This is a genomic window from Rhizobium sp. WSM1328 (assembly GCF_057653715.1).
This window is the reverse complement of sequence record NZ_JBYGKO010000005.1, coordinates 168514-191806: the sequence shown is the minus strand read 5'-3', so window position 1 is coordinate 191806 and position 23293 is coordinate 168514. Positions and strand designations below refer to the sequence as shown.

Genomic DNA, 23293 nt, shown 5'->3' with positions numbered 1-23293 from the left:
CGGGCTAGGCTGGCGACGTTCGGAAACTGTGGAAATCCGGGCAATTCAACACACGATGCCGCAGTGCCTCAATGACATAAGCTCAATCCGCTGTCAGGGATTCCGCAGGAACAATGATGCGGAGAAGCACAATGACCACCACGAATGAAATCGCAGACAAGATTGCAGGCGACCACAGCCTGACGAAGGCACAGGGCAAGGCGATCGTCGAGGCCGTGATTGCCTCGATCACTCAAGCTGCGATGGACGGTAACGAAACCTCGCTGCCAGGATTTGGGAAGTTCAAAGTGAAAGCAACGCCGGAGCGCGAGGCGCGCAATCCGGCAACTGGCGCGACCATCAAGGTCGCCGCGGCCAAGAAGCTGGCGTTTACGCCGGCCAAGGCTTTAAAAGATGCGCTGAATAAGTGAAACGAACCTTTGAGCCTGCTTGCCGGTCGATCCGGTGCGCCAAGCTCGCTGGCAACGGCAAAAGCAGCCCTCAGCGCATCTGCTCATTGAGTTGCTTCCCGCCGCCCTTGAAACAGGACCGGATGCTACCACGGCGCAGACGCCCAGCCGGCGCGTTCCAATCACGTGCAGGCGCTGACGCGGGATGTAGGCTGTCCACTGTCCCTCGGCTCGACGAGACCACTGGAATTGACCAGGGCAAGGACGTCATCCTTCTGCGAACGGCCGACGCGCGCCTTGGCTGCTCCCATGCATAGATTTTATCATCAAATGGTGCCACTTTGTGTGCTCTGTCACGGAGGCGGATGATGCGATCAACGATCAATCTCGACGACACACTCTTGGACAAAGCAAGGTCCTTGACCGGCACCAAGGAGACCGCAGCGCTTATCCGCCAAGCGTTGGAGACACTTGTTCGCGTGGAATCGGGAAAACGCCTCATTGCGCTGGGAGGAACCATGCCCGACGCCGAGGCAGCTCCGCGCCGCCGGAGCCCGGCGTCTAAGTGATACTCGCGGACACCTCGATTTGGATTGATCACTTCCGCCATATGAATGCCGAGCTACGCTGCGTGATCGAAGATGATCGACTACTTTGCACCCGAGCGTCATCGGCGAAATGGCTCTTGGCAGCCTGCGGAATCGCCGCAGCGTCCTAGCTTTTCTTGCGGCCCAGCGCAAAGCAATCGTCGCCACGCATGACGAAGTCATGACAATGATCGATCGACATGGCATTTTCAGCATGGGTATTGGCTACACGGATGCCCACTTGTTGGCGTCGATCCTCCTGGAGCAGCGAGCAACGCTGTGGACAAGAGACAAGCACTTGCGAGCAGCCGCCGAAAAGGCGGGAGCTTTCCTGCACATACCGGTCGACAGATCCCATTGAGTGCTCAAGCCGATCCTCCCTCGTAGAGACACGGCGTTTCAGCTATGGCAGCGATCGACATGCGCTGCTCCTGGCCGGTCGAATTCTCGTGTCGACGCCCTGCCTGCCACGGCAGGCACGCCCCTCACAAACAATGAGCATACCAGGCAAAGGCGCGTCCGCGCCGGCGCCAGTTCGCGCAGGGCTTGACCGGTTAAAAGGGCAGCCGCAGGAGGGTTAGCGGAGCGCCGCTCGGGAACGAGCGGAACCCGGGACCGACTGCCCCCGGCAAAGCCGTTCCGTTTGCATGGTACCCGTGGGCTCCCTCGCCTCACCTGCCCGGCCGTGCCAATGAGCGGGCGATATCGACGATGTCGTCGCGCGAGGCGGTTGGATCCTCTTTATTCCAGGCGACACCAAGCCCGATCCGGAAGTCGATGCCCCTGACCGCCTTCAGCTCGAAGGCCCGGTTCGGCAGGCCCTCGGTCCATTCCGGAGCAAAGCCGATGCCAAGGCCGGCCGAGACCAGCGACACCAGCGAATAGGTGTCGTCGCAGCTGTAAGCGATGTTGCGGGTCAGATCGTATTCCTCGAACTTCTCGTTGAAGTACCGCTCTGTGTAGGAGAGGTTCTTGCGATTGAAGGCGATGATCTTCTCAGAGCGCAGATCTTCGATGCCAATCTCCGCCTGCTCCGCCAGTGGGTTGCTCCTGGCCACCGCCAGCAGGTACCGCTCATGGGCGATCGAGGAGAAGCGCAAGGAGCCGATGTTTTCCACCGGCCGGATGAAACCGAGATTGATCTGGCCGTTCTCCAGGCCGCGGATGATGTCGCCGGTATTGCCGCTTGATATATGGATGCGGATATCCGGGTACTTGCGGGCGATTTTCGCCAGGAACGCCGGTGGTCGCCGGATAGACGGTGCCGATTCTGATCTGCCTTATCGTCTTGCCGGCCACCGCCCTAGTGATCTCGGCACTCAGATCGACCTCGCTCAGGATCCCGACGCAGCGCTCGTGAAAGATCTCCCCTGCCCTGGTCAGTTCCACCCGCCGGGTCGAGCGGATGAACAGCGCGCAGCCGAGTTCGCGCTCCAGCGCCTGCACATGGTTGGAGAGCGCCGGCTGGGCGATGCGGACCTTGGCGGCCGCCCGGCCGAAATGCAGCTCCTCGGCCACCGCGACGAAGTAGGAGAGCTGGCGTAGTTCCATGGGAGCGTCCTCCTTGCAGCTTTAATTAGGGACTATCAGTCCGTCGATTGTCAAGCCGTGAATATGCGTTTGTTATGGGATGGACGTTCGACAAACCATCGGCTGGAATCTCAGACGACTTCGTGTGGCCAAAGGTCTCTCTCAGGAAAGACTGGCTCTCGAGGCCGAGATCGATCGCTCGTATGTCGGACGGGTCGAGAGAGGCATGGAAAATGTCACCGTCGCTACGCTCGAGGCGTTTGCGCGGGTTCTTTCGGTGAACGTTTCAGCTTTGTTCGCAGAAATTGATCCACGCGCGCCAAAGCCAAAGCCTCTCCGCTCAGGCAGAAAACAAAAGGAAACCGGCAGGTGAAAGGTGGAGCGTTTTTTCGCCAACGTACTCGAATATGGAGTCTCGACGAAGCTCGAAAGAGGCGTTTGCTCGGAAAATGGCGTGCGGACCGGCGTGAGTCTGGCGCGAGATTGTTACCTGTGTATTAGTTACGATCTGATGCTTACGTCTTCGGCATGGACACTTTAGGCTTGGCCGCCTTGATAGGTATCGAACAGTCGGCATGCCTTGGAACGGAAGAGCTTTCGCATCATGGCATCCCCGCATAGGGAGACGTGACCGACCCGCTTGCTTTCGCCGGACTGGTTGAGCACCGGGGTGAGGCCCAGTACGGCTCCCACCGCCCGCGAATTGCGAAACCGGCTGGGAATATCGATCGTCGAGACATAGGCGAGGGAGACAACCGGCCCGACCCCTGGCACCGTCATCAGGCGCTTGCAAACTTCATCATGCTTTGCCTCCTGGAGAACCTTCTTGTCCGGTTTGGCGAACTCTTCGCGCAGCTTGCGTCGACCAGCGAGGAAGGGCTCCATGATTTCCGCCAGATCGGGGTCCGCCTCGACGAGTTCGCGTATCCTCTCCTCGAACTTGCCGCCCGAGACCTCGCCGACCTTCAGCCCGAAGAATTTCAGCGTGAGGGCACTGGGCGAAACCGCTGAGGATGCCTTCGGAGTGATAGGCTGCCTCTGTCTGAGTGGAACAAGCTGATTAAGACCCCGTTCTTACACGTTGGTAATATCACTGACGAGAGAATGGCAGTTCCTGTGAGCATCGTTGAGTATAGAGATGAAAAGGCATCCGCATCTCCTCCCGCAGCCCAAAAAATGCAAGGTTTTAAGCCGCCGCCCGGCTTGGTAGCAACGAGGCTGGTTGCCTCGCTACGACGCTCGGAACGATCGCTGTGCTATGTCGCATTGAGCGAAGGCGCGGCTACCAAAATTGCTGACGCCGTCAGCGCCCTTTTCCCCGACATCGAGATTATTGTTTTGCCGCCTTGGGACTGCCTGCCCTATGATCGCGTGCCGCCTTCGCAGCGCTGTATGGGTTTGCGGATGGACGCATTACGGATCTGGAGCATGCCCAGCGACGCGCCGCGATTGTTTCTGACCTCGCTCGATGCAACGCTTCAACGGATTCCGCCAGCGACCGTCATCGCAAACAGCCGTCTCGAACTCGTCGTCGGAAAAGCGTTCGATCGCGACGCATTCTCAGACTTCATCCAACGGACCGGCTATGTGGAGGAAGGCGTTGCGGACGATCCCGGCGAGCTCGCAGTTCGGGAAGGCGTGATTGACATCTACCCTGCTGGCGCACCAGGACCTCTGCGTATCGTCCTTTCAAAGGACGATAGCGTTCTGGAATTGAGAGGCTTTGACCGTGTGTCTCAGCGGACAGAGAGTTATCTCGATAAGGTGATATTCGGTCCGGCATCCGAAGCTATTCTGACCGAAGGCATTACAGAAGAATTTGTTCCGACTTCGGATACCGTGATGCGCTTGCTTCTGCGCCTTTATCAAGACATGCCAACCGTATTCGATTTCTTGGGCGACGCCACCGTAGTTCTCGCTCCGGGTGCGACCGACCAGGTGGAGCGCTATCTTGAGATCGTCGACGACGCTCGCCAGTCCCGCAAGGATTTCGGCGAGGTGGAGGCCCCCTCCTCTCGTTCGCTCTACCTCGACCGCGCCGAATGGGAGCGGCAGGCCAGCAGCGTGTCGGCACGCGAACTGGATCTCGAAGAAGGCGGTGACCTACCTACAGAGGCATCCGACACCTACCCTCGCACAGCCTTGATTAATTGGATGCAGGACTGCCTGCGACATGGGCTGAAGGTCGTCATTTCCGGGAAAGGCAACGGCTCGGAAGCCCTTTGTCGGCGTCTGGGACAAGCAACCGGGACGGCGCCCCAGTCCATCGATACCTGGGAGGCGGTCCTGAAGGCCGAGCCCGGAACTGTTCTTAAACTGGCCTGTGAGTTGGACCAGGGGTTTATCGACGTGACAGAAAGGATAGCGGTCGTCGCCGCAGCCGATGGAATAAGCACGGCTTCCAATTGCAGTACACTTCTGGTCGAGCCGGAGCTTCGGATCGGCGATGTCGTTGTTCACGAAGACCATGGCGTTGGGGTTCTGAGAGACCTGGAAAGCATAGCCGTCGAGAACGTTTGTCGCGACGCCGCTCGCCTTGAATACCGCGATGGGGATTCGGTGCTCGTGCCGATGGAGGAATTTGGAAAGCTGTGGCGCTATGGCTCCGAACCCGAGGCCGTCACACTCGACCGCCTTCACACCGATGCTTGGCAGAACAAGCGTGAAAAGATCGCAGCGGACATCCAGTCGACTGCGCGTCATCTTTTAAAGCTCGCCAAGCACAGGCAGGCATCGCGGGCAGAGGCATTCGTTCCGCCCCGTGCCGGATTTTCCGCCTTCACGCGGCGTTTTCCATTTACCGAAACTCATGATCAGGCCGAAACCATCAGATCAGTCCTCTCCGATCTCGCGACTGGACGCGCGATGAATCGCCTTGTCTGCGGAGACGTTGGCTTTGGCAAGACCGAAATCGCACTACGTGCTGCAGCAGCAGTAGCACTTGCCGGCGGGCAAGTGGTCGTTATTGCCCCGACCACCGTGCTGACCCGTCAGCACTTTGCCACGTTTACGCGTCGCTTCGCAGGGACCGGCGTCTCGGTCGGCATGTTGTCTCGCCTGCTCAAGCCGAGGGAGGCGAAAAAGGTGAAGGCGGCACTGGCCGTTGGCGAGATTGGCGTCATTGTCACGACTCAGGCGATCCTTGCGAAAGACGTCCGCTTTGCCCATCTTGCGTTGGTAATCGTCGACGAGGAACACCGTTTCGGGTTGAAAGAAAAACGGGCGATGAACACTCTCGTACCGTCTCTTCATACGCTCGCCATGTCGGCGACGCCGATCCCCCGGACCTTGCAGTCGGCGATGGTGGGCGTGCACGAAGTGAGCCTCTTGACCACCCCGCCCTTTAGACGCCGGCCGGTCCGTACCTCGCTTTCGGTATTCGACCACGCGTCAATGCGGACCGGCCTTATGCGCGAAAAGCGCCGCGGAGGACAGAGCTTTGTTGTAGTGCCTCGTATCGAGGACATAGACGTCGTCAAGACGATACTGCGAAAGATCGTTCCGGAACTTTCCGTCAAGGTCGCGCATGGCGACATGCCGGCGGCGGCCATCGATGAAGCAATCGTTGGCTTTGCGGAAGGCGACGGCGACGTCCTTCTCGCCACCAATATCATCGAAAACGGCCTCGACGTGCCACGCGCCAATACCATGTTCGTATGGCAGGCTGACCGGTTCGGGCTGGCACAGCTCCATCAGTTGCGCGGGCGTGTCGGGCGCGGCGGAGCTCAGGGCATCGCCACTCTTCTGACAGAAAACGCCGAGCTCTCCGATGAAACGCGCTTGCGGCTTTCGACCCTCGTCGAGAACGACCGCCTGGGCGCCGGCCTTTCAATCAGCCTTCGAGATCTCGACTTGCGCGGCGGGGGCGACATTGCTGGCGAGGACCAGGCCGGGCACATGAAGGTTATTGGCATCGGCCTGTACCAGAAGCTGCTTGCAGGTGCCGTCGCGAGATTGCGCAAACAACCAGCGGGTACTCCGCTGCGTGCCATCGTGAACCTCGGTGTGGCGGGCACTATACCGTCGGACTATGTGTCGGATCCGGCGGTGAGGCTCAATCTCTACGCCAAGCTTTTGAGGGCATCCACACTGAGCGAGATGGACGACCTCGAAGAGGAGTTCGAGGACAGGTTTGGCGAACTGCCGCAGGATGTACTCCTGCTTTTGCGGACAACCCGACTGCAGCTTGCAGCGGGACGGCTTGGCATCGCCAAACTCGAGGCGGGGCCAAAAGCCCTTGCGATGACGCTGACACCAAAGACACCGGCCAAGGTCATTGCAGCTTTGACTAAGAAGGCTGGGGCGGTTCGGCGGGTAGACAGGCTGATATTTGAAGCCTCAAATATGACTGGCGAGGAGCAACTGCTTTTCTTCGAGCGGGTCGTCCCGGCGGCGAACCGGCCGAAATTCCGAAATCAATGAGCCGCTGAGATCGCAACGACAGTTGGGAAGTATGACCGGTGTCGACCAACCTCTCGCGTTGGTAGCAAAACCTAATGAACCGCAGCATGCGCGCCGACGAAGAAATCAGTCAGGCACCCGGCCGAGCCACCGGCCCGGCTATACGGCGTTAGGGCCTTTCCGGCAAGAAACAGCGCCGCCTGCGGAAACGGCGCGACGACCAGTCCCGTCTCATCGATGACCTGAAGGTTCGGATAGGCGCGCCGCGCCGGTTCGTTCACTGGCCTGGCAAGGCTCGGGGGCGCGTTTCGTCCGGCTCTATTGGGCGGCGCGGTTGCGATATTCGACCCCAGGAGAACGAGCCCGGCCTGCAGCACGAATGTAGCCGATGCCAGGGAAGGGAAGATATTGACGATGGGCGATGACCCAATCCAGTCTTCGCCGCTACCCACAAACGATTTCTGCCAACAGCGAATGGCAGGTGATCGCTTTTGGACAGGCGGTCGTGTAACCGCCTCATCGCACAGCTGCATTGATAAGGCCGGCCGAGTGTGCCAAATCGTTTGGTGAGGTAGAAGCTTGGTCGAGCAATCACATCGCAAGGCCAAACGCCGCTCAATCCCGCTCGCGCAGTTCCCGGATAGCATCCGCGAAACTGGTCGGCGCTTCCTGCGGCACGTTGTGCCCGACACCCTGCAGTATGCGACGGTGGTAGAACCCGATGAACTTTCTGGCCTCCTCGTCATTCGATTGAGGAGGGTCGACGCCATCGTCCGCGCCCAAAATTACGATGGTCGGAGCGGCAATATCGGGTTTGCGTGCCAATCTCTCTTCGATTTCTGCATAAGCTGGATCGCCTCCAATGACGCCATAACGATGCCGATAGGAATGGATTACGACATCGATGAAGTCAGGATTGTCGAAAGCGGCCGCGCTTCTCTTGAATGTGGCGTCATCGAAGGACCAGGATGGTGACCAGGTCTTCCATAGAAAACGACTGATCTCGCCCCGGTTCTCGTCCAGGCCTTTGCGGCCACGCTCTGTGTGAAAGTAGTATTGATACCAGTCACGTGCCTCCTGATCAGGCGGTCCCGGCTCGGCGGCGCCAGCGATGTCCTGGATGTTGTAGCCCGTACCGGCGCTCACAAGGCCGACTACTCTTTCAGGCCATAGCGCAGCGACGATGCAGCCGGCTCTACCACCCCAGTCATAGCCTCCGAGGATAGCTCTTTCGATACCGAGGCTGTCCAACAACGCCAGCAAATCCGCGCCTAGTGCCGCCTGCTCGCCTGAGCGCCGCGTTTCCGACGATAAGAACCGGGTTGGACCGTAGCCACGCAAAAATGGCACGATGCAGCGGTGGCCAGCGCCGGCAAGATTAGTCACCACCTCGTCATAGGCATGAGCATCGTATGGAAAGCCATGAAGAAGAATGGTCGGCATGCCATCCGCAGGCCCTGTCTCGTAATAGCCAACGTCGAGCACGCCTGCGGAAACGCGTTTCACGAGAGTTTCCTGCAACATGAACAAATTTCCCTCGCTTTCAGCGCCAGAACCTCTTGACGTCGCGACGTCGTCACAGGCGTCCCGACCCGCTCTGGTCAGCTTCTGTTGGATTTCAGCAAGATTGGGCCACTTTCCGCTTGCGCTAAAGCCGGCAAATTTGCGCGGTTATTTTAAGTGTGGATCACGTTGAAGCGGTAACGTGTTTTGCGTGAGCAGGTACGTGCCTTTCAATTCGGCGGAGCGAATCTGAAGAGAGTAAAGTTTTTGTCGGTCCAAGCCTGATTGAACCAAGGCGAGTCCTGAATATGCGATGCGGTCACGTACATTGTGCCATCGGGTCCTTGGGCGAATGTGTCCGGCCAGCGTAATCGGCTGTCTTCGAGCACTGGCGTCACCGTTCCATCAGCGCCAAGGATTTTGATGCCATTGTTCGCCATCGTGCTGAGGTAGATGCGGTTCTGCTGGTCGATCCAAAGGCCATCCGTCGGCTCGGTCTCGGCGACCTTCTCGGGCCGAACCGCATTGGGATCCGTTTCCGCCTTCTGCAAGGCATCGGTCGGCAGCCGATACATGGTCTTGCCGGTCAATGCCTTCCAATAGAGGGTCTTGCCGTCAGGCGTAAGCGCAATACTGTCGGCGTTGAACTGCGGCTGGCGGCCGTCCGGACGGCGTAATGGTTTGCCGTCGGTTTCGACGATAACATCCTTTTCGGCCTGCGTTGATGGATCACCGCTCAACACCCGCCAAGCCCTGCCCGAGCGAAGATCCAGCACGACCAGGCCGCCCGGAATGCCAGAGTCCGTGAAATAGGCAAAGGCGCGGTCGGGGGCGATTCGCACGTCGTTGAGATAGCTTGCGGGTCCAGCGACGTCTGGCGAAAAGGGATAGACCTTCTTGACGGCATTGGTTTTGAGGTCGACCTGGACCAGTTTCGGCCCGTCCTTGACTGTCTTTTCGCTGTTGGGTGCAGCTGGGTCGACGACCCAGAGGGAGCTCTTCTGATCCGCAACGACACTCTGTACCGTGACGAAGTGATCTTTCGGCGAGATCTCCGACATCTTGGCATTGCGCCAAGCGTTCCACTCATTGTTGGGATAGGGTTTGATTGAACCGTCGGTCATGACCTCGGCGACGGACACGGGCACATCTTCCGACCAGCGTGGAAAGTTCACAAAAATTCGACCATCTTCGGACACGGTAACGCCGGTTGGTTGATGGTCGAAGGTTGCGACCTTCTGCAGGCGCTCGTCGGTCTTGCCGGTAATCGGGGCAACCAGTTCCTTGGCTTTGTTCGTCAGCTTGTCAGAGGTTTGAGCGCTTGCAGGTTGTGCGAGCGAGATGAACGCGCCTGCAACGGCGAGGCGCGAAACAAGGGATGCGTTCGGTACCATCATTGGCTCCTTTTGGAGAATTTCGGTGCCGAACTTCGTTTTGACCTTCAGGTTCCGTCTCTTCGCTTCATTGATTTCCCTCGAGCGGCCGAGCCGGAGCATGTTGGGCCTCCGTGTGGGTTAAAGGTCACCCGGGCTCAATCAAATTGCCTCACACGGGGACCCTTCCCGGCCGGTCTGGTTCGCGCCGCCATCGGTGAGTGACCAGCAGATCAATCCCTGGCGTTTGGAAGCCGTTTTACCGGTCAAACGATCAACGCAGACAGGAGAAACCCATGGTAGGATCGGTCTTCATCCGGCCATTCTTAATTCACATTCCGTCTAATTTAAAATCTAAAGGCGCCAATTTAAAATACAATGTCCAACACCGCTTAAGGGCTGCGTGGCGCGCTGCTGGTCATATGACGTCTCAGTCGATGGAACCCTAGAAGACTACCAGCATCAAGGCCATTGGCTGATCGAAGCCTGACTAGGCCTCCGGAAAACACAAAGGCCGCCGGTTGCCGCGCCAGAAGCGGGGACCAAATATGGGGCAGTTTCCGAGACTTTTCAGCCACCACCTCGCCGCCCTGGGGATCCATACTGAAACTTTATTTCAGAGGTCAAGAACGTCCCTTATTCGTACCGCCAGGTCTTCGAACGAGAACGGCTTTGTCAGAAGGTTTACGCCCTTATCCAGGCGGCCATGATGCACGATAGCATTGCGCGAATAGCCGGTGGTGAACAGCGCTTTCATTTCTGGATACATTTCTCTTGCCCTAGCGACGACGTCCGCTCCGCTCATCCCCCCGGGAAGGACAACATCGGTGAAGATCAGATTAACCGGTCCGTGGGCCGCCAGTAGTTGGAGGGCAGTAGGGCCATCCTTCGCTTCCAATATTTGGTAGCCCAGCTCTCGCAGCGACTCCACCGAATATGCCCGCACATCCGGATCATCCTCGACGACGAGGATAAATTCGCCGTCTGCCGCCTCAGGGATCGGCGCGCGCTCGGCCACCTCTTCCTCCGCGCCTTCGGCCAACAGCCTGGGGAGATAGATTTTGACAGTCGTGCCTTCTCCGACCTCTGAGTAAATCTTCACATGACCCTTTGACTGTTTGACAAAACCGTAGACCTGGCTGAGCCCGAGGCCTGTGCCTTTACCTTGATCCTTGGTTGTGAAGAACGGCTCAAAAACGCGAGAAAGGGTTTCGGCCTCCATACCCGTTCCAGTATCGGAAACACTGATTGCGGCATACTGGCCGGGAATGACTTCGGCGTGCATTGCGGCATACGCCTCGTCGAGATGAGCGTTGAAAGTCTCGACCGTCAGTTTCCCACCACCGGGCATCGCGTCGCGTGCGTTGATCACCAGGTTGAGCAAGGCGCTTTCAAGCTCATTCGGATCCGCTTCTGTCCTCCAGAGGCCACCAGCTAGCACTACTTCGATCTGGTAGATCTCGCCAATCGTACGGTGCAGCAGCTCCGACATGCCTCGTATGAGCGCATTCGCGTCAACGGGCTTCGGGTCAAGCGCCTGTCGGCGAGCGAAAGCCAGAAGTCTCTGGGTCAGCGCCGCGGCGCGCCGCGCACCATTCATCGCCTGTGAGGCCGCTCTACGCAGGCGGCCAGCTTCAAGCGGCAAAGTTCGCATCAGCGTGTCCAGGTTGCCGACAATAATCTGCAAGAGGTTGTTGAAGTCATGGGCGACACCACCCGTCAGCTGCCCGACCGCTTCCATCTTTTGTGCTTGTCGAAGAGCATCGGCGTTGCGTGTAAGCTCATCCCTTTTTTGCCTGACAAGATCTTCGAGATTGGCATTGAGCTCCCTTAGAGCCTCCTCGGCGCGCCGCCGCTCAAGCAGCTCGCGCTGAGCGGCGTCGAATAGCCGCGCATTGTCGATGGCGACTGTTGCCTCGCCAGCAAGACCCGCCAAGCCCTTTTCAGATTCCTCATCGAATACACCCACATTCTCGTGGCCGAAGAAGAGTCCGCCGATAACCTCTCCTGTTCGGGAAATAACAGGAACTGCAAGGTAACTTCGGACCGGGAGATGGCCTTCCGGCATACCCTGGCGTGGTGGGTTTTTTCCGTAGCGGCTATCCTTCGTGATGTCGTCAGAGCGCAAAATGCCTTGGCCGAGGAACGTCGGCGCAAAGACTTCGGTGTTGCGCGGCATGGGAAACTTCGAAAACGCGTCCCGGGCCACACCTGAGAGTGTGTAGAGCATGTAGCTCTCGCCGGCCTTGTTGATGACATTGTAAAAGAACGCGCCGAACTGCGCACCGGTCAGCTCGACGCCTGCGTCGGTCACCAACTGAACGACCTTCTCCAGATCGTTCTCGCGTGCAAGGCTGGCGCCCGCGCGATTGAGGATCTCCAAAGCTCGGGTGCGCTCCCGAAGGGCGATCTCGATTTGTCGCTGCTCGGTACGATCCCTGAGGATTTTCACGAACCCAACCAGCTCGCGCCCGTCATCGAAGAGCGGCGTTGTCTCTCCCACCGCCCATATCCGTCCCTCGTCCTTGCGCATCCGCCAGCCTTCGCCTCCTCCTTTGCCGTTCAGTCGAGCATCTTCCAGCTCAGCTGCCAGCAAATCGGGGGCGCCCTCGTCATCTAGGAAGATTTCGATCAGCGTCTTTCCGAGCATCTCCTCCTGCGACCACCCAAGCAGCCTCTCGGCACCTTTGCTCCAGCTGGTGATATTGCCTTCAGCGTCGAGGGTTATGATCCCGGTATCGATGGCGCTGTTGAGGATTTGTTGAAGGCGTTCGGCGGGAAAATTGATTGGGGATTCCATCGTGCCTCGTGGCTGACCTGAATTGCGGGCAGAACTACCACAACGCAAAAGCCTCGGAAGAGTTCATGCGAGAGGGTGTCGGATGGTCCGACCACGCCACGCGCCGCAAAGGGGTACGGTGATAGGATTCTGATGGATTTGTTGTGACAGTGGTCGATTGGCAGCCTGGGGCCCGCGGGCTTCGACTGGGATGTGGGCAATGGAACCGCGGCGGGATCCCGGCAAGGCCTCGCGCTCGGTGAACCACTCTGGTTAAATCGCGGCGCAGGAACAGTGCTGCCTGAACAAATGCTAATCTGCCGTATTGTGGTTTTGCGGCGTGACGCGCGATAACGGACCACTCACGCTGCACCGAAAGCCGTCTGGGGCAAAGGAGATGTCGGGAAGCGATCCGAACAAGGACGCGAACGCTGAGCGAACATATCTCGTGCCGTAGCCTTGCCGCGTCGGTTCACGCACCGGCGGACCGCCCGTTTCAATCCATTTCAAGCTTAATTTGGGGCCGCCCGCTTCCGCGATCGTCCAGACGATTTCGACCGTTCCATCGGGCTCTGACAATGCGCCGTATTTGATCGCATTCGTTATGAGTTCGTGCAAACACAGCGCTATCGTGGTTCCGGCCTCGCGGCCGACCATGATCTCAGGGCCGCTGACGTTGATGCGGCTCATGCCATCACTGTTGTACGGAGAAACCGTCAGGCCCACGACGTCGCACAGCGAGACCTCCTCCCCGCCGGCTTCGAAGACAGCAGTATGGACGTTGGAAAGCGCCTGAAGGCGGCTTGTAAAATCGTCGGCCAAGTCATCGACAGATGCCGCGCCGCGCCTGGTCATCCGGAAGATCGAGCTGACACTCGCCAGGATGTTCTTTACCCGATGATTAAGCTCCAGACGCAGCTCTCGCTCCCGTTCGATGGAATCGCGAACCTGGCGCTGGCGCAGTCGCACCAGCATATTCGACTGGATGGCGTTCACGAATTCCAACGGTGCGATCGGGCGGGTATGGAACAGAAGGCGAGCATCTGGCCAGGAAGCCTGCAATCGGGTGCGTATTCTCGCGACTGGCGCAGACCGCTCCAACAAAACGACGATTGGAACTTCAGACCAGCCAGCCTGCTCGGCGAGATGTTCTGCGATTTTGCCTACGACCTCGGAACTGAGTGCCTCGTGGGTGATAACGATGATCCCGGGTGACAAGGCAAGATGCTCGACCAGATCTTCGTCGGCCTTGACTGCTTTGACCTCGACCGCCTGCTCACGAAGAGACGCCGCTATATACTCCGCGTCCTTGCGAAAAGGAGCGAGGACGAGAACCCAGTCCAGTTCGCTTTCGGGCGTAACGATGTTCATTTCGGATCAGGCAAGGGATTGTAGGCCACGACACTTACGCTGCCGCTTTCGATCAGCAGCTCGCGGACGTTGAGATCGTGCGGTCCATGACGCTTCTTGACCACCGTGATGTTTCGGCGGAGGCGGCCTTCGTGCTCAACGATCCGAAGCAGGAGGACGGTGTCGCCAAGAAAGCTGACATCGACGTCGATCCCAACATTTTGACCAAGCAGGCCGTGCTGCGCGACGATGAGCATGGTCAGGACACCGGACCGGGCGAGGTATTTCAGGAGCGATTGGATGTCGCGAACGGCTTTCTCTCGATGCGGCAGAGAGTTGAGGTAACCGGTCAAACTGTCGATCACCACCACTCGCGACCTGTTTTGGGTAACCGCCTCCTGAACGATCTGCCCGAATTCACCGGGCGAAATCTCGTTCGGGTTAAAATCCCGCAGGACCAGCTTACCATCCTTGTGGAATTGCCGCAGTTCCATGCCCAAACCTTCGGAGCGGCGGAAGAACGTCTCCAAGCGCTCCTCGAAGAGAAACAGCGCGACATTCTCGCCTCGTTCCAGCGCCGCCGTCGCATAAAGAGATGACATCGTTGATTTGCCGGTGCCGGATTGCCCGATTACGAGTGTGGTTGTTCCGGCCTCCTGACCACCACCGAACATCTCGTCGAGTTCGGCCACGCCAGACTTGATCAGCTGTGGCTTGGCGATCTCTGGCGCTGTGCTCGGCGTGATACGAGGGAAGACGACGACGCCCTCACCTTCACGTATCGCCATATCGTGGTAGCCGTCAGCCACAGGCACGCTACGCATCTTCGAGACCTCGATGCGGCGGCGTACGCCGCCATATTCTTCCAGTGATTTGTCGAAGCGAATGACACCGTGCGCCAGCCCCTCCACCTCCTCACCGCTGCGGTCGTTGCCGGCTGTCTGCGTGTCCAGCAACAGCGCCACGACGTCCTGTTTCGCCAGGAAGGACTTGAAGCCGATCAACTCGCGACGGAAACGCGGCGAGTCACCGGTGATCAAGCGGATCTCAAGTAGGGAGTCGTAGACGAGGCGGCGGGGCTTATGTTTCTCGATCGCGGCTTCGATGGCTTTTCTGGTCTCGTCCAACCGGAGATCAGTGGTCAAGAATATGCTCTGGTCGTCGGCCTCGTTGACCGCGCCGGATGTGGACAGCTCTTCGACGCGGATCCCGTCGAGCGTCCAGCCGTGCGACACGGCAATGGCTTCGAGTTCCGCAGCTGTCTGCGAAAGCGTCACGTAAATGCAGCTTTCGCCCGCCTCGACGCCGGCTCGCAGGAATTGTAGCGCGGCCGTTGTCTTGCCCGATCCCGGCGCGCCCTGCAGCATGTAAAGATTGGATGCCGGCAGGCCACCGCGTAGGATTTCGTCAAGTCCACCAATCCCGGTACTGACGATCGAGGTCCTTTTCCGTTTTGTCATATTCGTCTTTCGCTAGGATTGTGTTGCGCAAATGGGACCGATGGCGGGCATCGTCTGGGAAGGGAGGCAGTTGCTGTTATATTTCGGTTTCTCGAAACATCAACAGCATTGGGACCCAATCGGCCAGCGTTCCCTCCTCGCAAACGCAGCGGCGGCGCTGTGCAAGCGCATGACGGGTTGTTCAGACCTAACCACGGATGTCTTTCTCTAAGCAAGTTGCGCCTGTTCGAGCAGGTATCGTGCCTCGTCGCGTCACCGGCATTGGTGCGGCGACGCTCTTTCCAGGGTTAACAGGTTCGGCGCTGTTCATTGGCGACACCATGATCGCCTCCGCGACATCGTTTTATCGCGGTCGACGCACGCTGATCGGCAACCCGAATTTGGCGTTACGCGGTGGTAGGATAACCTCATATCGCGCAGTCGGGGCTAGGCGTCGACCCATCGACCTACTTCAAGCTTCCCGCAAACAGGGTCTTGGAAATCGTCGAACAGTTCAGCATCTGATCTACACTGGCTGTAGCGCCGGGAGCGAACCTTCCACGACTCTCCGCGTTGATGAACCGGCGAATAGCCGCGCTGCTACCCCAACTTCTGAGTATCCTATGACAGTCATCGCATCGTACATCTACCGAAACGGCAAGCGCGCCGAGGAGGTAGCGCTTCAATCCCAGTCCTTCGCAACCCGAGACGGCGAGTTTGTCTGGATAGGCCTCGCAGAACCCACTTCCGACGAAATGGACAGTCTAAAGATGATGTTCGGGCTGCATCCGCTGGCAGTGGAAGACGCCCTGAACGGGCAGCAGGTGCCGAAGGTCGACGTCTACGGCGACCAACTCTTCGTGGTCATCAAGACGGCGCATTTGGAAGGCGACAAGATAGCCTATGGCGAGACATGCATCTTCGTGGGCAAGCATCACCTGATTTCGGTGAGGCATGGATCCGCGAAGTCGCATAAGGGTCTCCGGGAACAGCTCGAGCATTCGCCGCAGCTCCTCGAGCACGGCCCGGACTATGTTCTCCATGGCATTATAGACTTCGTTGTCGACGGCTATCTTCCGATGGTGGAAACCATGGAAGACAGGGTCCTCGAGCTCGAGAAGCACGTTTTGATCTCTTTCCTGGAACGCGAGCAGATCAGGCGCATTTTCAGAATGAGACGTCAGGTCATCAAGTTCCAGCGCGTGCTGGGGCCGATGTCGGAAGTCGTCGGAAAGCTGACCCACCTGGACCTGCCCTGCGTCGACGAGAACTCAAAGCCGTTCTTCCGCGACGTCCATGATCACGTCCGGCGCGTGGATAGCGTCGTGGGCGGCCTGCGGGACATCATCACATCGGTCTTCGAGGCATCCAACCTTCTGGAGCAGCAGCGGCAGGGGACCATTACGAGGCAGCTCGCCGCATGGGCCGCGATTCTCGCCGTGCCGACTGCGATCGCGGGCATATACGGCATGAACTTCGAGCACATGCCGGAACTAGGGACAGAGTACGGCTACTACGTCGTCCTGACCGTCATCGTCGTCGTCTGTGGTATCCTCTACTCCCGCTTCAGAAAAGCTGGATGGCTGTAACCCGACCGCCGGAAGTTCATAAAGGGCGGTTCCGCCCATGCGCCCATGAGGGGCAGATGAAAAGTCGGCCACACAACAAATCGAGTTGCGCCCTGACCCTCGTTCTCACTTCCGTCGTGCAAATCTGTCGAGCTCTCGACAGCCGACACCCGATTGTCGAAGAGCTCCCCGCGCGAATTCGTGAGCGAGGCGAGCTAGAGGTGCTTTTTCCGAGACACGAAGTCATCAAGGCACTGCACCCTGCCGGTGACCCAGTTCAACCCGGCCACCTTGAACCTAAGATGACGCTGCACATATCGATCCGTTGAAACTTCGGGTCCTTGAACGTCAGGACATCATCATTGAAGGTTCCGAAGGTGGTGTGGGGGCGGTGTTTCATGCCATGATAGAACGCGTCAATGATCCCTTCCTTGAAGTGGTTTTCACGCGGAAAAGCTTTGACAACAGCCTGCCGTTCTTCATCTGTGAACCGATCGTAGCCGCGGCCGGCAACATCCATGCCGGCCCCGCTCTGGAGCAGCGCGATCTCAGGATCCATGAATTCCGGTATGCCGGGCGTCGTGTGGAGAGCGACTGCGTTCCAGACGATTTGCAGGTCGTTGTTGGTGACGCCGTAACTCTTGAGGAATTCGCGCGCGGCGTTGGCCCCATCGACCTCAAAGCGTAGCTGGCTTTTCTCGTAGTGCGCCGTTAAGCCAATGTCGTGGAACATCGCAGCCGTGTAGAGCAACTCGGGATCGAAGATCATGCCTTTGCGGTTTCCTGTCATGGCACCCCAACAGAAGACGCGCGCAGAATGATGGAAAAGCAGATCGCTCTCCGTGTCGCGAATAAACTGCGTCACATCGCGGGTCAGTTTGCTGTCAGGAATTCCTAAGGTGGAAAGCTCGTCTGTATTCATATCTATATCTCCTTCGCTGCGAGGCCGGTCGATAAACTAGACAACCGGCCGGCTGAGCCGCTCTGCATGACATGGGGTATCCCGCCGAGCGGGTCGGTGCGGTTGTGAGCGAGATGGCTGTCGTCCCACCGGCTTGTCATTGGTTAGCGTCCGGATCCCATTCATTTGATCGGGGTGGTAAGAGTGGTCTCGTCAGCATCGACAACGAAGACTGCGAGCAACCTTGCGGGTTTTGTCTTGCTCGCGTTACGGCTCACCGAATGGATCGCGCCAGGTGGTTCAAACCAGCTGTCGCCAACCTTGTATATCCTGATTTGGCCGTCGTTCACCTTTGATTCAATCGCGCCTGCGAGCACATAGGCGTAGATGAAGGCGGACCTGGCGTGGCTATGTGCCGGCGATGCTGCGCTCGGTGCATAATCAACCTCTACGACACGAAGCGACTTACCGGGGATATTAGCAATCGCCTGATCGAATTTGGGTATGACCGTTTCGGCTTGGCCGTCATGGGCAACGGCCTGCCCGCCGAGACTAAAGGCGAGTGCGACGCAGATTGCGGGGAGGATAATGCGGATTTTCATGGTTTTCTCCTTCTGACACTGGAAAGATGGCCAGTCGGAAGGTCAGAATAAAGTACCAAGAACGAAGCAAAATCCTGTACCATGGCTCATGAACAAGCCACTGAACTTCAATGTCGATCGGTCAGCCAAAACGTCCCTATCGGAGCAGATCCGCAAAGGGATCGTCTTGGCAATTGAAAGCGGGGTGTTGGTGCCCGGCGCACGACTCCCGTCATGGCAGGATCTTTCTGCCCAGCTTGGTGTCGCGCGGGGAACAGTTCGAACTGCATACGCAAAACTAGCCGCCGCACAATTGATCGAAGCGTCCCGAGCCTCAGGTACCCGGGTTGCGCAGCGCCCTCACGCGATCAAAAAAGGCGACCCTCTGCCACAGGCAGGCTCGTTTCTGGAGACCTATCTGGAGATGACGAAGGGACCGGCATTCTTCCAGATGGGCGTCCCAGCAACCGACACCTTCCCAGCGACGTTGTTCTCACGCATCCACGCGAAGGCTGCCCGCACAAAGGCAGGTGCGTTGCCGCTTTATCCCGATCCGCGCGGCGAGTTCGAGCTCAGGCGCGAGATTGCCTCCTACCTCGCCGTCGCCCGAGGGATCAACTGCTCGCCTTCGCAGGTGATCATCACCGGTGGATTCGGCGCGGGCCTAGGCTTAGCGCTCAGCGTCCTGGCTCTGGCTGGCCATGCCGCCTGGGTCGAAAATCCGGGATTCCCTTGGTCAAGAAAAGGCCTTGAGCTTTCCGGCCTTTCGCTCGCACCAATTCCCGTCGATGTGGATGGCATCGATATTGATTTCGGATTGCGTCAGCATCCCGACGCCAAGATTGCCGTCGTGACTCCAGGGCAGCAGGCCCCTCTCGGGCCGGCGTTGTCGCTTGACCGACGTCTTGGTCTCCTCGAATGGGCCAGCAACGCTGGCGCATGGGTCATCGAAGACGACTATCTGAGCGAGCTTCAGTTGACGGGACGCGCCGCGCCGGCGCTGGCATCACTCGACCGGGGTGGGCGCGTCATCCACATCGGCTCGTTCAGCAAGACGATCAGCCCGGCAATACGGCTTGGTTTCGTTGTCGCGCCGGCCGATCTCGTCGGCCGGTTCTCTGAGATGGCAGCCTGTCTGGCGCCGGCCCCTGGACCTGCGATACAGGTCGCCACCGCAGAGTTCATGCAGGAGGGTCACTATATCCGCCATCTGCGCCGAACCAAGCGCGCCTACGCAGCCAGACAAGAGGCGCTGTTGGATTACCTGCGGTCGCGTGTTGGTGTTGATAGCGCCGAGGCGACCGGTTTGGCCGTCTTACTGAGATTGCCCGAGGATGTATCAGACGTGGCAGCGGCTCGCGCAGCTTTCAGCTTTGGAATGTCGCCATCGCCGCTGTCGGCCTGGTACGTGTCGTCCGACGACGCGGCATCCGGGCTCCTTCTCGGCGTCGCGACGACGCCGATGAAGAACCTTACCCGATCGTGTGATCGGCTGCTCGAGGTGATAGGTCAGTCACGCTTGCCCGCTCCATCCTGAACAAGCTCCCTGATACCTTACCGGGCAGTTAGCTTAAACTGAGAGAACAATCTTCCCCCCTGGCGCAATGCGGACGCCCTCAAGCATCAGATGGGCCACGTACGCTTCCTCAAGCGGGAGGATGACACCCACCCGCGTCTTCAAATCGCCATTGTCGATCAGCTCGGCGATCTTCGTCAGGTACTCGGTTCCGACCCTGACAAGAAAAAACGCCGCTTCAACCCCATGCTGCCTGGCAAGATCCTGATCGGGAGGTGAGACAGCCGAAATCAGTTTTCCGCCGCGCCTCAGGATCTGAAACGAACGCCTTTGCGTTTCGGCGCCGACGAGATCAAGGACAGCGTCCACATCCCGGGCAACGTCTTCAAAGCGCTCGCTGTGATAGTCGACCAAAGTATCCGCGCCCAGTTCACGGAGGTAGGCGAAGTCTCTCCTGGCAGCAGTGGCGATGATCTCGCTACCCGCACGCCTAGCCAGCTGCACGGCGTAGGCGCCGACATTTCCGGCGGCGCCATGAATGAGCACCTTTTGCCCGGAGACGAGTTGCGCTTGATCAAACAGGCCATGCCAGGCCGTGACCGCGATCACCGGTACGGAGGCAGCATCTGCGTAGCTGATCGTTGCAGGCTTGCGAGCAATCATCTCCGCCGACGCCACCGCATACTGCGCATATGCTCCGATGAACCTCGGATTGGTTACGCCATAGACCGGGTCCCCAACCGCAAGATCGGCCACATCGGCGCCGATCGAGACGACGTCTCCGGATAGATCGGAGCCGAGCGTCAGCGGCAGGGGCTGAGGCAAGGCGCTCTTGCCTGCCCTGATCCATCCATCCCATGGGCCCACTCCAGCGGCCCTGACCCTGATCAGAACTTCGCCTGGGCCAGGTGCCGGCTTCGGGACAGGCTCGAATTTCATTGCCTCGGGCGAGCCGAAGTCATGGACGCGCCACGCCATCATGGATGCCTCCTGTTGTTCTGGATATGGATTAGTGGTGTCGGGTGTCATGATGAACTCCTTGAGTTTGCTGCTCCTGGAAGCACGTTTTTTTTGCCTGTCCACTTAGTCGCTAACGGCCCATTTCGAATTGCGCATCAGATGCTGAAGTCCCTGCGGCGAAAGGCAGGGTCTTTATAAGCCATGACGTCGGCAAGCCCGGTGCCTTGTGGTGTATGGACGATGCTCAAGACTCTTGTAGAGGATTTGCATGAAGCCATCCGCAAACTGGGGTGGGTGTGGATGAGCCGCCTCGACAGCATTGCGCTCGGCACTCGTGAAATTATCGTAGCCTGCCCCGACAAGATATTGGCGCCTTCGGCAACCAGAGCCGCGATCGGGAGATTGGCGGAAATTCCATTCGTCGTGTGCAGCGCAATCGCAAGCCAGTTAGTCTCGCTTGAAGCTTCAGACACGCGGTGGCTGTTCAAGAAGTCACGTGCGGCGTTTGCGCCGTCCACCTCGAAACGCAGATGGCTCTGGCCGTACCTGCCTGTCAGACCAAAGTCATGAAACAAGGCTGCCACATACAGTAGCCCTGGATCGAAGGGGAGGCCTTTGCGCCGGCCCGCCAGGGAAGCCCAGAGATAGACGCGAACAGAGTGCTCAAACAGAAAGTCGCCCTCCGCCTTCCGAACCAGGCGCGTTGCGTCGCGAGTCAATTCAGTGTCCGGTATCTCTGCTTGAAGGATACTCGTGTTGAGATCAGTCTCGAGTACAAGCGGTTCGGCTCGGCCTTCTTTCGAAAGAGCGGTCAAGCCAGCAATAACTGCAAGGGCGGTGCAGGTGGCTGCGATGATGGTTCGGAAGTTCATCGTATTTCTCCTTGTCGCAAGCCGGATGTAATTTTGCGCTGAACCAGGAAACAGGACCAAGAATTTCGAATAATGATGTACCAGCTGCTCGGTTGAGCGCGTCCCACGCGGGTGACCTCGACGCCCAACTGAAAGCGGTCGAACTGCGTCCAGCTCTCCTCGAGCGCCTCTACCAAGTCGCCAAAGGTTGCGATCGCCATAGATGCTGCGGAGCCGTTTCGGTCCCGTGGCAGGGTTTACGGCGCCCGTTGGCAGGAACCCGGCTCTCAAACGAATTGAACGTCACGCCGGAACTGGCAAGCTTGAGGCGAGATTGATCCACCAAGTTCGGACGGCCGTCCGACCAACAGGTTCGAGTGCTCTGAACCAGGCACTCCCTCGCCAACTATCTCGGCGAAGCCCCGTGAGCAGGATCAGGCAGCGCCATTGCGGCTTGCGCGCAATGCCGATCCAGATGCCTTTGTAAGATCGGCTATCTTGTTGACAGGCTTGGGTTTGGAGTCAGGTTTCATGTCCTGAAGCCGGAGCGGGAGACGATCTCGTTGAGACAGACTGTAGCCTGCTTTTATATGACCGATTAACATATCAAAGCCTGATATTTTAATCCTTTTATCATATCATAGACTGACAGGCTCGATAGGGTTATTGGGCCAACTTCAGATCATCGACCGATCCGCCGATGGGCCAGGCAGCCTCAGGCATCTGATATTCGCAACCTAATAATACCTTCGATGCTAAATCTTCCTGGCCGCTCCGAAACGCAACGATCGCTGTATTTAGGCCGACCTGTTTCAGCGCAGGTAAGATATCCATATCGGCTACCGTCAATTCTTGCGATTTGATCACAGCGTCCAAGTTGGTGCCAGAAATCGCAAGCAATATGCGCCCCGGCTGTATCAAGACCTCTGAACTCATATAGCCAAAGGCCGAAATTGGCTTTTCCAGGCTGTAGAGATCCATGGAAGGCAAGGTGAATTCTTTCTTTGGCGCAGCAAAGCCGGGCACGGAAGCCTCAAGGTCTGCCGGCAAGTTCTTTACTTCCCCAGAGGGCAGTTCACAGGTCACTATCTTCGGCGCGCGCCTGACAGGCTGCGGCAATTGCCACAATCAACATGATTCCGGCTTTCAATTTGAGTGCCACGGGTTTCCTTCTGTGTTGGCTCTGTTAAAAGTGGCTTGCTGGATCCTTGCTGACGACTTCGTAAACAAGGAGTCGCGGCCTGAGTGAATAGGATTTCCTAACTTAGTCAAACTCCGCCATTGGGTAAGCCGCATTGAGCAGCGGTGCTGGGGTCAAATAGGCCTCATCCGGCCTTCTTCGGTCAAGGCTTTTGAGGCCGTCCCCGACTGAAACCGTCGCCTTCGGCCCGTTGCAGGTCGCATGAGACTATATTCCAGATGCGGCCTGATAAAATCACCGCAGCGATCTTCTCGGCCGCCAGCATGCCCGACAGCGGGTGGGCGGCTCTAGATTGGACGGGCTCCGATCACCGGCGTTCCCGCGCCTGCCAGTGGTACCGCCCCTCGCTCAAGTCCCTTGACCT

16 protein-coding genes and 5 pseudogenes are annotated in these 23293 nt (G+C 58.4%); 8 read left to right on the top strand and 13 right to left on the bottom strand.

Annotated elements, in window-relative coordinates; translation table 11 throughout:
- Nucleotides 1-131 precede the first annotated feature (131 nt).
- The 4 genes and pseudogenes from AC2444_RS35305 (at nucleotide 132) to AC2444_RS35290 (ending at nucleotide 1337) form a co-directional block, all read left to right on the top strand.
- The gene (locus tag AC2444_RS35305) at nucleotides 132-410 is read left to right on the top strand and encodes an HU family DNA-binding protein (protein WP_012760412.1); all 279 of its coding nucleotides are present in this window, start codon (nucleotides 132-134) and stop codon (nucleotides 408-410) included.
- A gap of 141 nt (nucleotides 411-551) precedes the next feature.
- Nucleotides 552-650: pseudogene (locus tag AC2444_RS35300) on the top strand (LysR family transcriptional regulator); the annotation flags it as partial.
- A 107-nt stretch (nucleotides 651-757) separates the two neighbouring features.
- Nucleotides 758-958, top strand: coding sequence for a type II toxin-antitoxin system VapB family antitoxin (locus AC2444_RS35295; RefSeq protein ID WP_012760413.1), 201 nt, complete (start codon nucleotides 758-760; stop codon nucleotides 956-958).
- Nucleotides 955-1337: pseudogene (locus AC2444_RS35290) on the top strand (type II toxin-antitoxin system VapC family toxin). The gene AC2444_RS35295 and the pseudogene AC2444_RS35290 overlap by 4 nt, the downstream one beginning before the upstream one ends.
- 310 nt (nucleotides 1338-1647) lie before the next feature.
- Here the strand turns inward: AC2444_RS35290 and AC2444_RS35285 are convergent.
- Nucleotides 1648-2527: pseudogene (locus AC2444_RS35285) on the bottom strand (LysR family transcriptional regulator).
- 79 nt (nucleotides 2528-2606) lie between these two features.
- Between AC2444_RS35285 and AC2444_RS35280 the strand changes: the two are divergent.
- Nucleotides 2607-2879 carry a helix-turn-helix domain-containing protein gene (locus AC2444_RS35280; RefSeq protein WP_003555113.1) on the top strand — a complete coding sequence of 91 codons (273 nt, stop codon included), beginning with the start codon at nucleotides 2607-2609 and terminating at the stop codon, nucleotides 2877-2879.
- Between the two features lie 203 nt (nucleotides 2880-3082).
- Here the strand turns inward: AC2444_RS35280 and AC2444_RS35275 are convergent.
- Nucleotides 3083-3490: pseudogene (locus AC2444_RS35275) on the bottom strand (transposase); the annotation flags it as partial.
- Nucleotides 3491-3610: 120 nt separating this feature from the next.
- Here AC2444_RS35275 and AC2444_RS35270 point away from each other — a divergent pair.
- Nucleotides 3611-6928: a DEAD/DEAH box helicase gene (locus AC2444_RS35270; protein WP_245461315.1), complete on the top strand. Its 3318-nt coding sequence runs from the start codon at nucleotides 3611-3613 to the stop codon at nucleotides 6926-6928.
- Nucleotides 6929-6999: 71 nt separating this feature from the next.
- Here AC2444_RS35270 and AC2444_RS35265 read toward each other — a convergent pair whose 3' ends face one another.
- The 6 genes from AC2444_RS35265 to AC2444_RS35240 form a co-directional block, all read right to left on the bottom strand.
- A complete protein-coding gene (locus tag AC2444_RS35265) occupies nucleotides 7000-7359 on the bottom strand; it encodes a hypothetical protein (protein WP_245460545.1) in 360 nt (119 codons plus the stop codon).
- 163 nt (nucleotides 7360-7522) lie between these two features.
- The gene (locus AC2444_RS35260) at nucleotides 7523-8431 is read right to left on the bottom strand and encodes an alpha/beta fold hydrolase (protein WP_003555118.1); all 909 of its coding nucleotides are present in this window, start codon (nucleotides 8429-8431) and stop codon (nucleotides 7523-7525) included.
- A 209-nt stretch (nucleotides 8432-8640) separates the two neighbouring features.
- Complete coding sequence (locus AC2444_RS35255; RefSeq protein WP_128450270.1) at nucleotides 8641-9906, bottom strand: SMP-30/gluconolactonase/LRE family protein; 1266 nt, start codon at nucleotides 9904-9906, stop codon at nucleotides 8641-8643.
- 493 nt (nucleotides 9907-10399) lie between these two features.
- Nucleotides 10400-12583 (bottom strand): ATP-binding protein, encoded by a 2184-nt coding sequence (locus AC2444_RS35250; protein WP_128450269.1) that lies wholly within the window; start codon nucleotides 12581-12583, stop codon nucleotides 10400-10402.
- 291 nt (nucleotides 12584-12874) lie between these two features.
- Nucleotides 12875-13933, bottom strand: coding sequence for a sensor histidine kinase (locus tag AC2444_RS35245; protein ID WP_128450268.1), 1059 nt, complete (start codon nucleotides 13931-13933; stop codon nucleotides 12875-12877).
- Nucleotides 13930-15372 carry a DUF7125 family protein gene (locus AC2444_RS35240; protein WP_003555124.1) on the bottom strand — a complete coding sequence of 481 codons (1443 nt, stop codon included), beginning with the start codon at nucleotides 15370-15372 and terminating at the stop codon, nucleotides 13930-13932. Before AC2444_RS35240 ends, AC2444_RS35245 begins: the two co-directional genes overlap by 4 nt.
- Nucleotides 15373-15974: 602 nt before the next feature.
- Here AC2444_RS35240 and corA point away from each other — a divergent pair.
- Nucleotides 15975-16940, top strand: coding sequence for a magnesium/cobalt transporter CorA (gene corA / locus AC2444_RS35235; RefSeq protein ID WP_128450267.1), 966 nt, complete (start codon nucleotides 15975-15977; stop codon nucleotides 16938-16940).
- Nucleotides 16941-17196: 256 nt separating this feature from the next.
- Here corA and AC2444_RS35230 read toward each other — a convergent pair whose 3' ends face one another.
- Together AC2444_RS35230 and AC2444_RS35225 are read right to left on the bottom strand one after the other, a co-directional pair.
- Nucleotides 17197-17841, bottom strand: a complete 645-nt coding sequence (locus AC2444_RS35230; RefSeq protein ID WP_128407015.1) for an HD domain-containing protein — start codon at nucleotides 17839-17841, stop codon at nucleotides 17197-17199.
- Between the two features lie 161 nt (nucleotides 17842-18002).
- Nucleotides 18003-18422 carry a cupin domain-containing protein gene (locus tag AC2444_RS35225; RefSeq protein WP_003555132.1) on the bottom strand — a complete coding sequence of 140 codons (420 nt, stop codon included), beginning with the start codon at nucleotides 18420-18422 and terminating at the stop codon, nucleotides 18003-18005.
- A gap of 88 nt (nucleotides 18423-18510) precedes the next feature.
- On the opposite strand from AC2444_RS35225, the gene pdxR reads away from it, so the two are divergent.
- Nucleotides 18511-19938 carry a MocR-like pyridoxine biosynthesis transcription factor PdxR gene (gene pdxR / locus AC2444_RS35220; RefSeq protein WP_026157715.1) on the top strand — a complete coding sequence of 476 codons (1428 nt, stop codon included), beginning with the start codon at nucleotides 18511-18513 and terminating at the stop codon, nucleotides 19936-19938.
- A gap of 33 nt (nucleotides 19939-19971) precedes the next feature.
- Here the strand turns inward: pdxR and AC2444_RS35215 are convergent, their stop codons facing one another.
- From AC2444_RS35215 to AC2444_RS35205, 3 genes and pseudogenes are all read right to left on the bottom strand, one after another.
- Complete coding sequence (locus AC2444_RS35215) at nucleotides 19972-20898, bottom strand: NADP-dependent oxidoreductase (RefSeq protein WP_128450279.1); 927 nt, start codon at nucleotides 20896-20898, stop codon at nucleotides 19972-19974.
- 102 nt (nucleotides 20899-21000) lie between these two features.
- A pseudogene (locus AC2444_RS35210) lies at nucleotides 21001-21626 on the bottom strand (HD domain-containing protein).
- A gap of 765 nt (nucleotides 21627-22391) precedes the next feature.
- Complete coding sequence (locus AC2444_RS35205) at nucleotides 22392-22778, bottom strand: hypothetical protein (protein WP_260694306.1); 387 nt, start codon at nucleotides 22776-22778, stop codon at nucleotides 22392-22394.
- Between the last annotated feature and the right edge of the window lie 515 nt (nucleotides 22779-23293).

Excerpts from the sequence above, each read along its gene's own strand:
- corA (WP_128450267.1), top strand. The coding sequence starts at position 15,975 with ATGACAGTCATCGCATCGTACATCTACCGAAACGGCAAGCGCGCCGAG.
- AC2444_RS35280 (WP_003555113.1), top strand. The coding sequence starts at position 2,607 with ATGGACGTTCGACAAACCATCGGCTGGAATCTCAGACGACTTCGTGTG.
- AC2444_RS35230 (WP_128407015.1), bottom strand. The coding sequence starts at position 17,841 with ATGAATACAGACGAGCTTTCCACCTTAGGAATTCCTGACAGCAAACTG.
- AC2444_RS35215 (WP_128450279.1), bottom strand. The coding sequence starts at position 20,898 with ATGATGGCGTGGCGCGTCCATGACTTCGGCTCGCCCGAGGCAATGAAA.
- AC2444_RS35245 (WP_128450268.1), bottom strand. The coding sequence starts at position 13,933 with ATGAACATCGTTACGCCCGAAAGCGAACTGGACTGGGTTCTCGTCCTC.
- AC2444_RS35225 (WP_003555132.1), bottom strand. The coding sequence starts at position 18,422 with ATGAAAATCCGCATTATCCTCCCCGCAATCTGCGTCGCACTCGCCTTT.
- AC2444_RS35250 (WP_128450269.1), bottom strand. The coding sequence starts at position 12,583 with ATGGAATCCCCAATCAATTTTCCCGCCGAACGCCTTCAACAAATCCTC.
- AC2444_RS35295 (WP_012760413.1), top strand. The coding sequence starts at position 758 with ATGCGATCAACGATCAATCTCGACGACACACTCTTGGACAAAGCAAGG.
- pdxR (WP_026157715.1), top strand. The coding sequence starts at position 18,511 with ATGAACAAGCCACTGAACTTCAATGTCGATCGGTCAGCCAAAACGTCC.
- AC2444_RS35255 (WP_128450270.1), bottom strand. The coding sequence starts at position 9,906 with ATGCTCCGGCTCGGCCGCTCGAGGGAAATCAATGAAGCGAAGAGACGG.
- AC2444_RS35270 (WP_245461315.1), top strand. The coding sequence starts at position 3,611 with ATGGCAGTTCCTGTGAGCATCGTTGAGTATAGAGATGAAAAGGCATCC.
- AC2444_RS35260 (WP_003555118.1), bottom strand. The coding sequence starts at position 8,431 with ATGTTGCAGGAAACTCTCGTGAAACGCGTTTCCGCAGGCGTGCTCGAC.
- AC2444_RS35240 (WP_003555124.1), bottom strand. The coding sequence starts at position 15,372 with ATGACAAAACGGAAAAGGACCTCGATCGTCAGTACCGGGATTGGTGGA.
- AC2444_RS35305 (WP_012760412.1), top strand. The coding sequence starts at position 132 with ATGACCACCACGAATGAAATCGCAGACAAGATTGCAGGCGACCACAGC.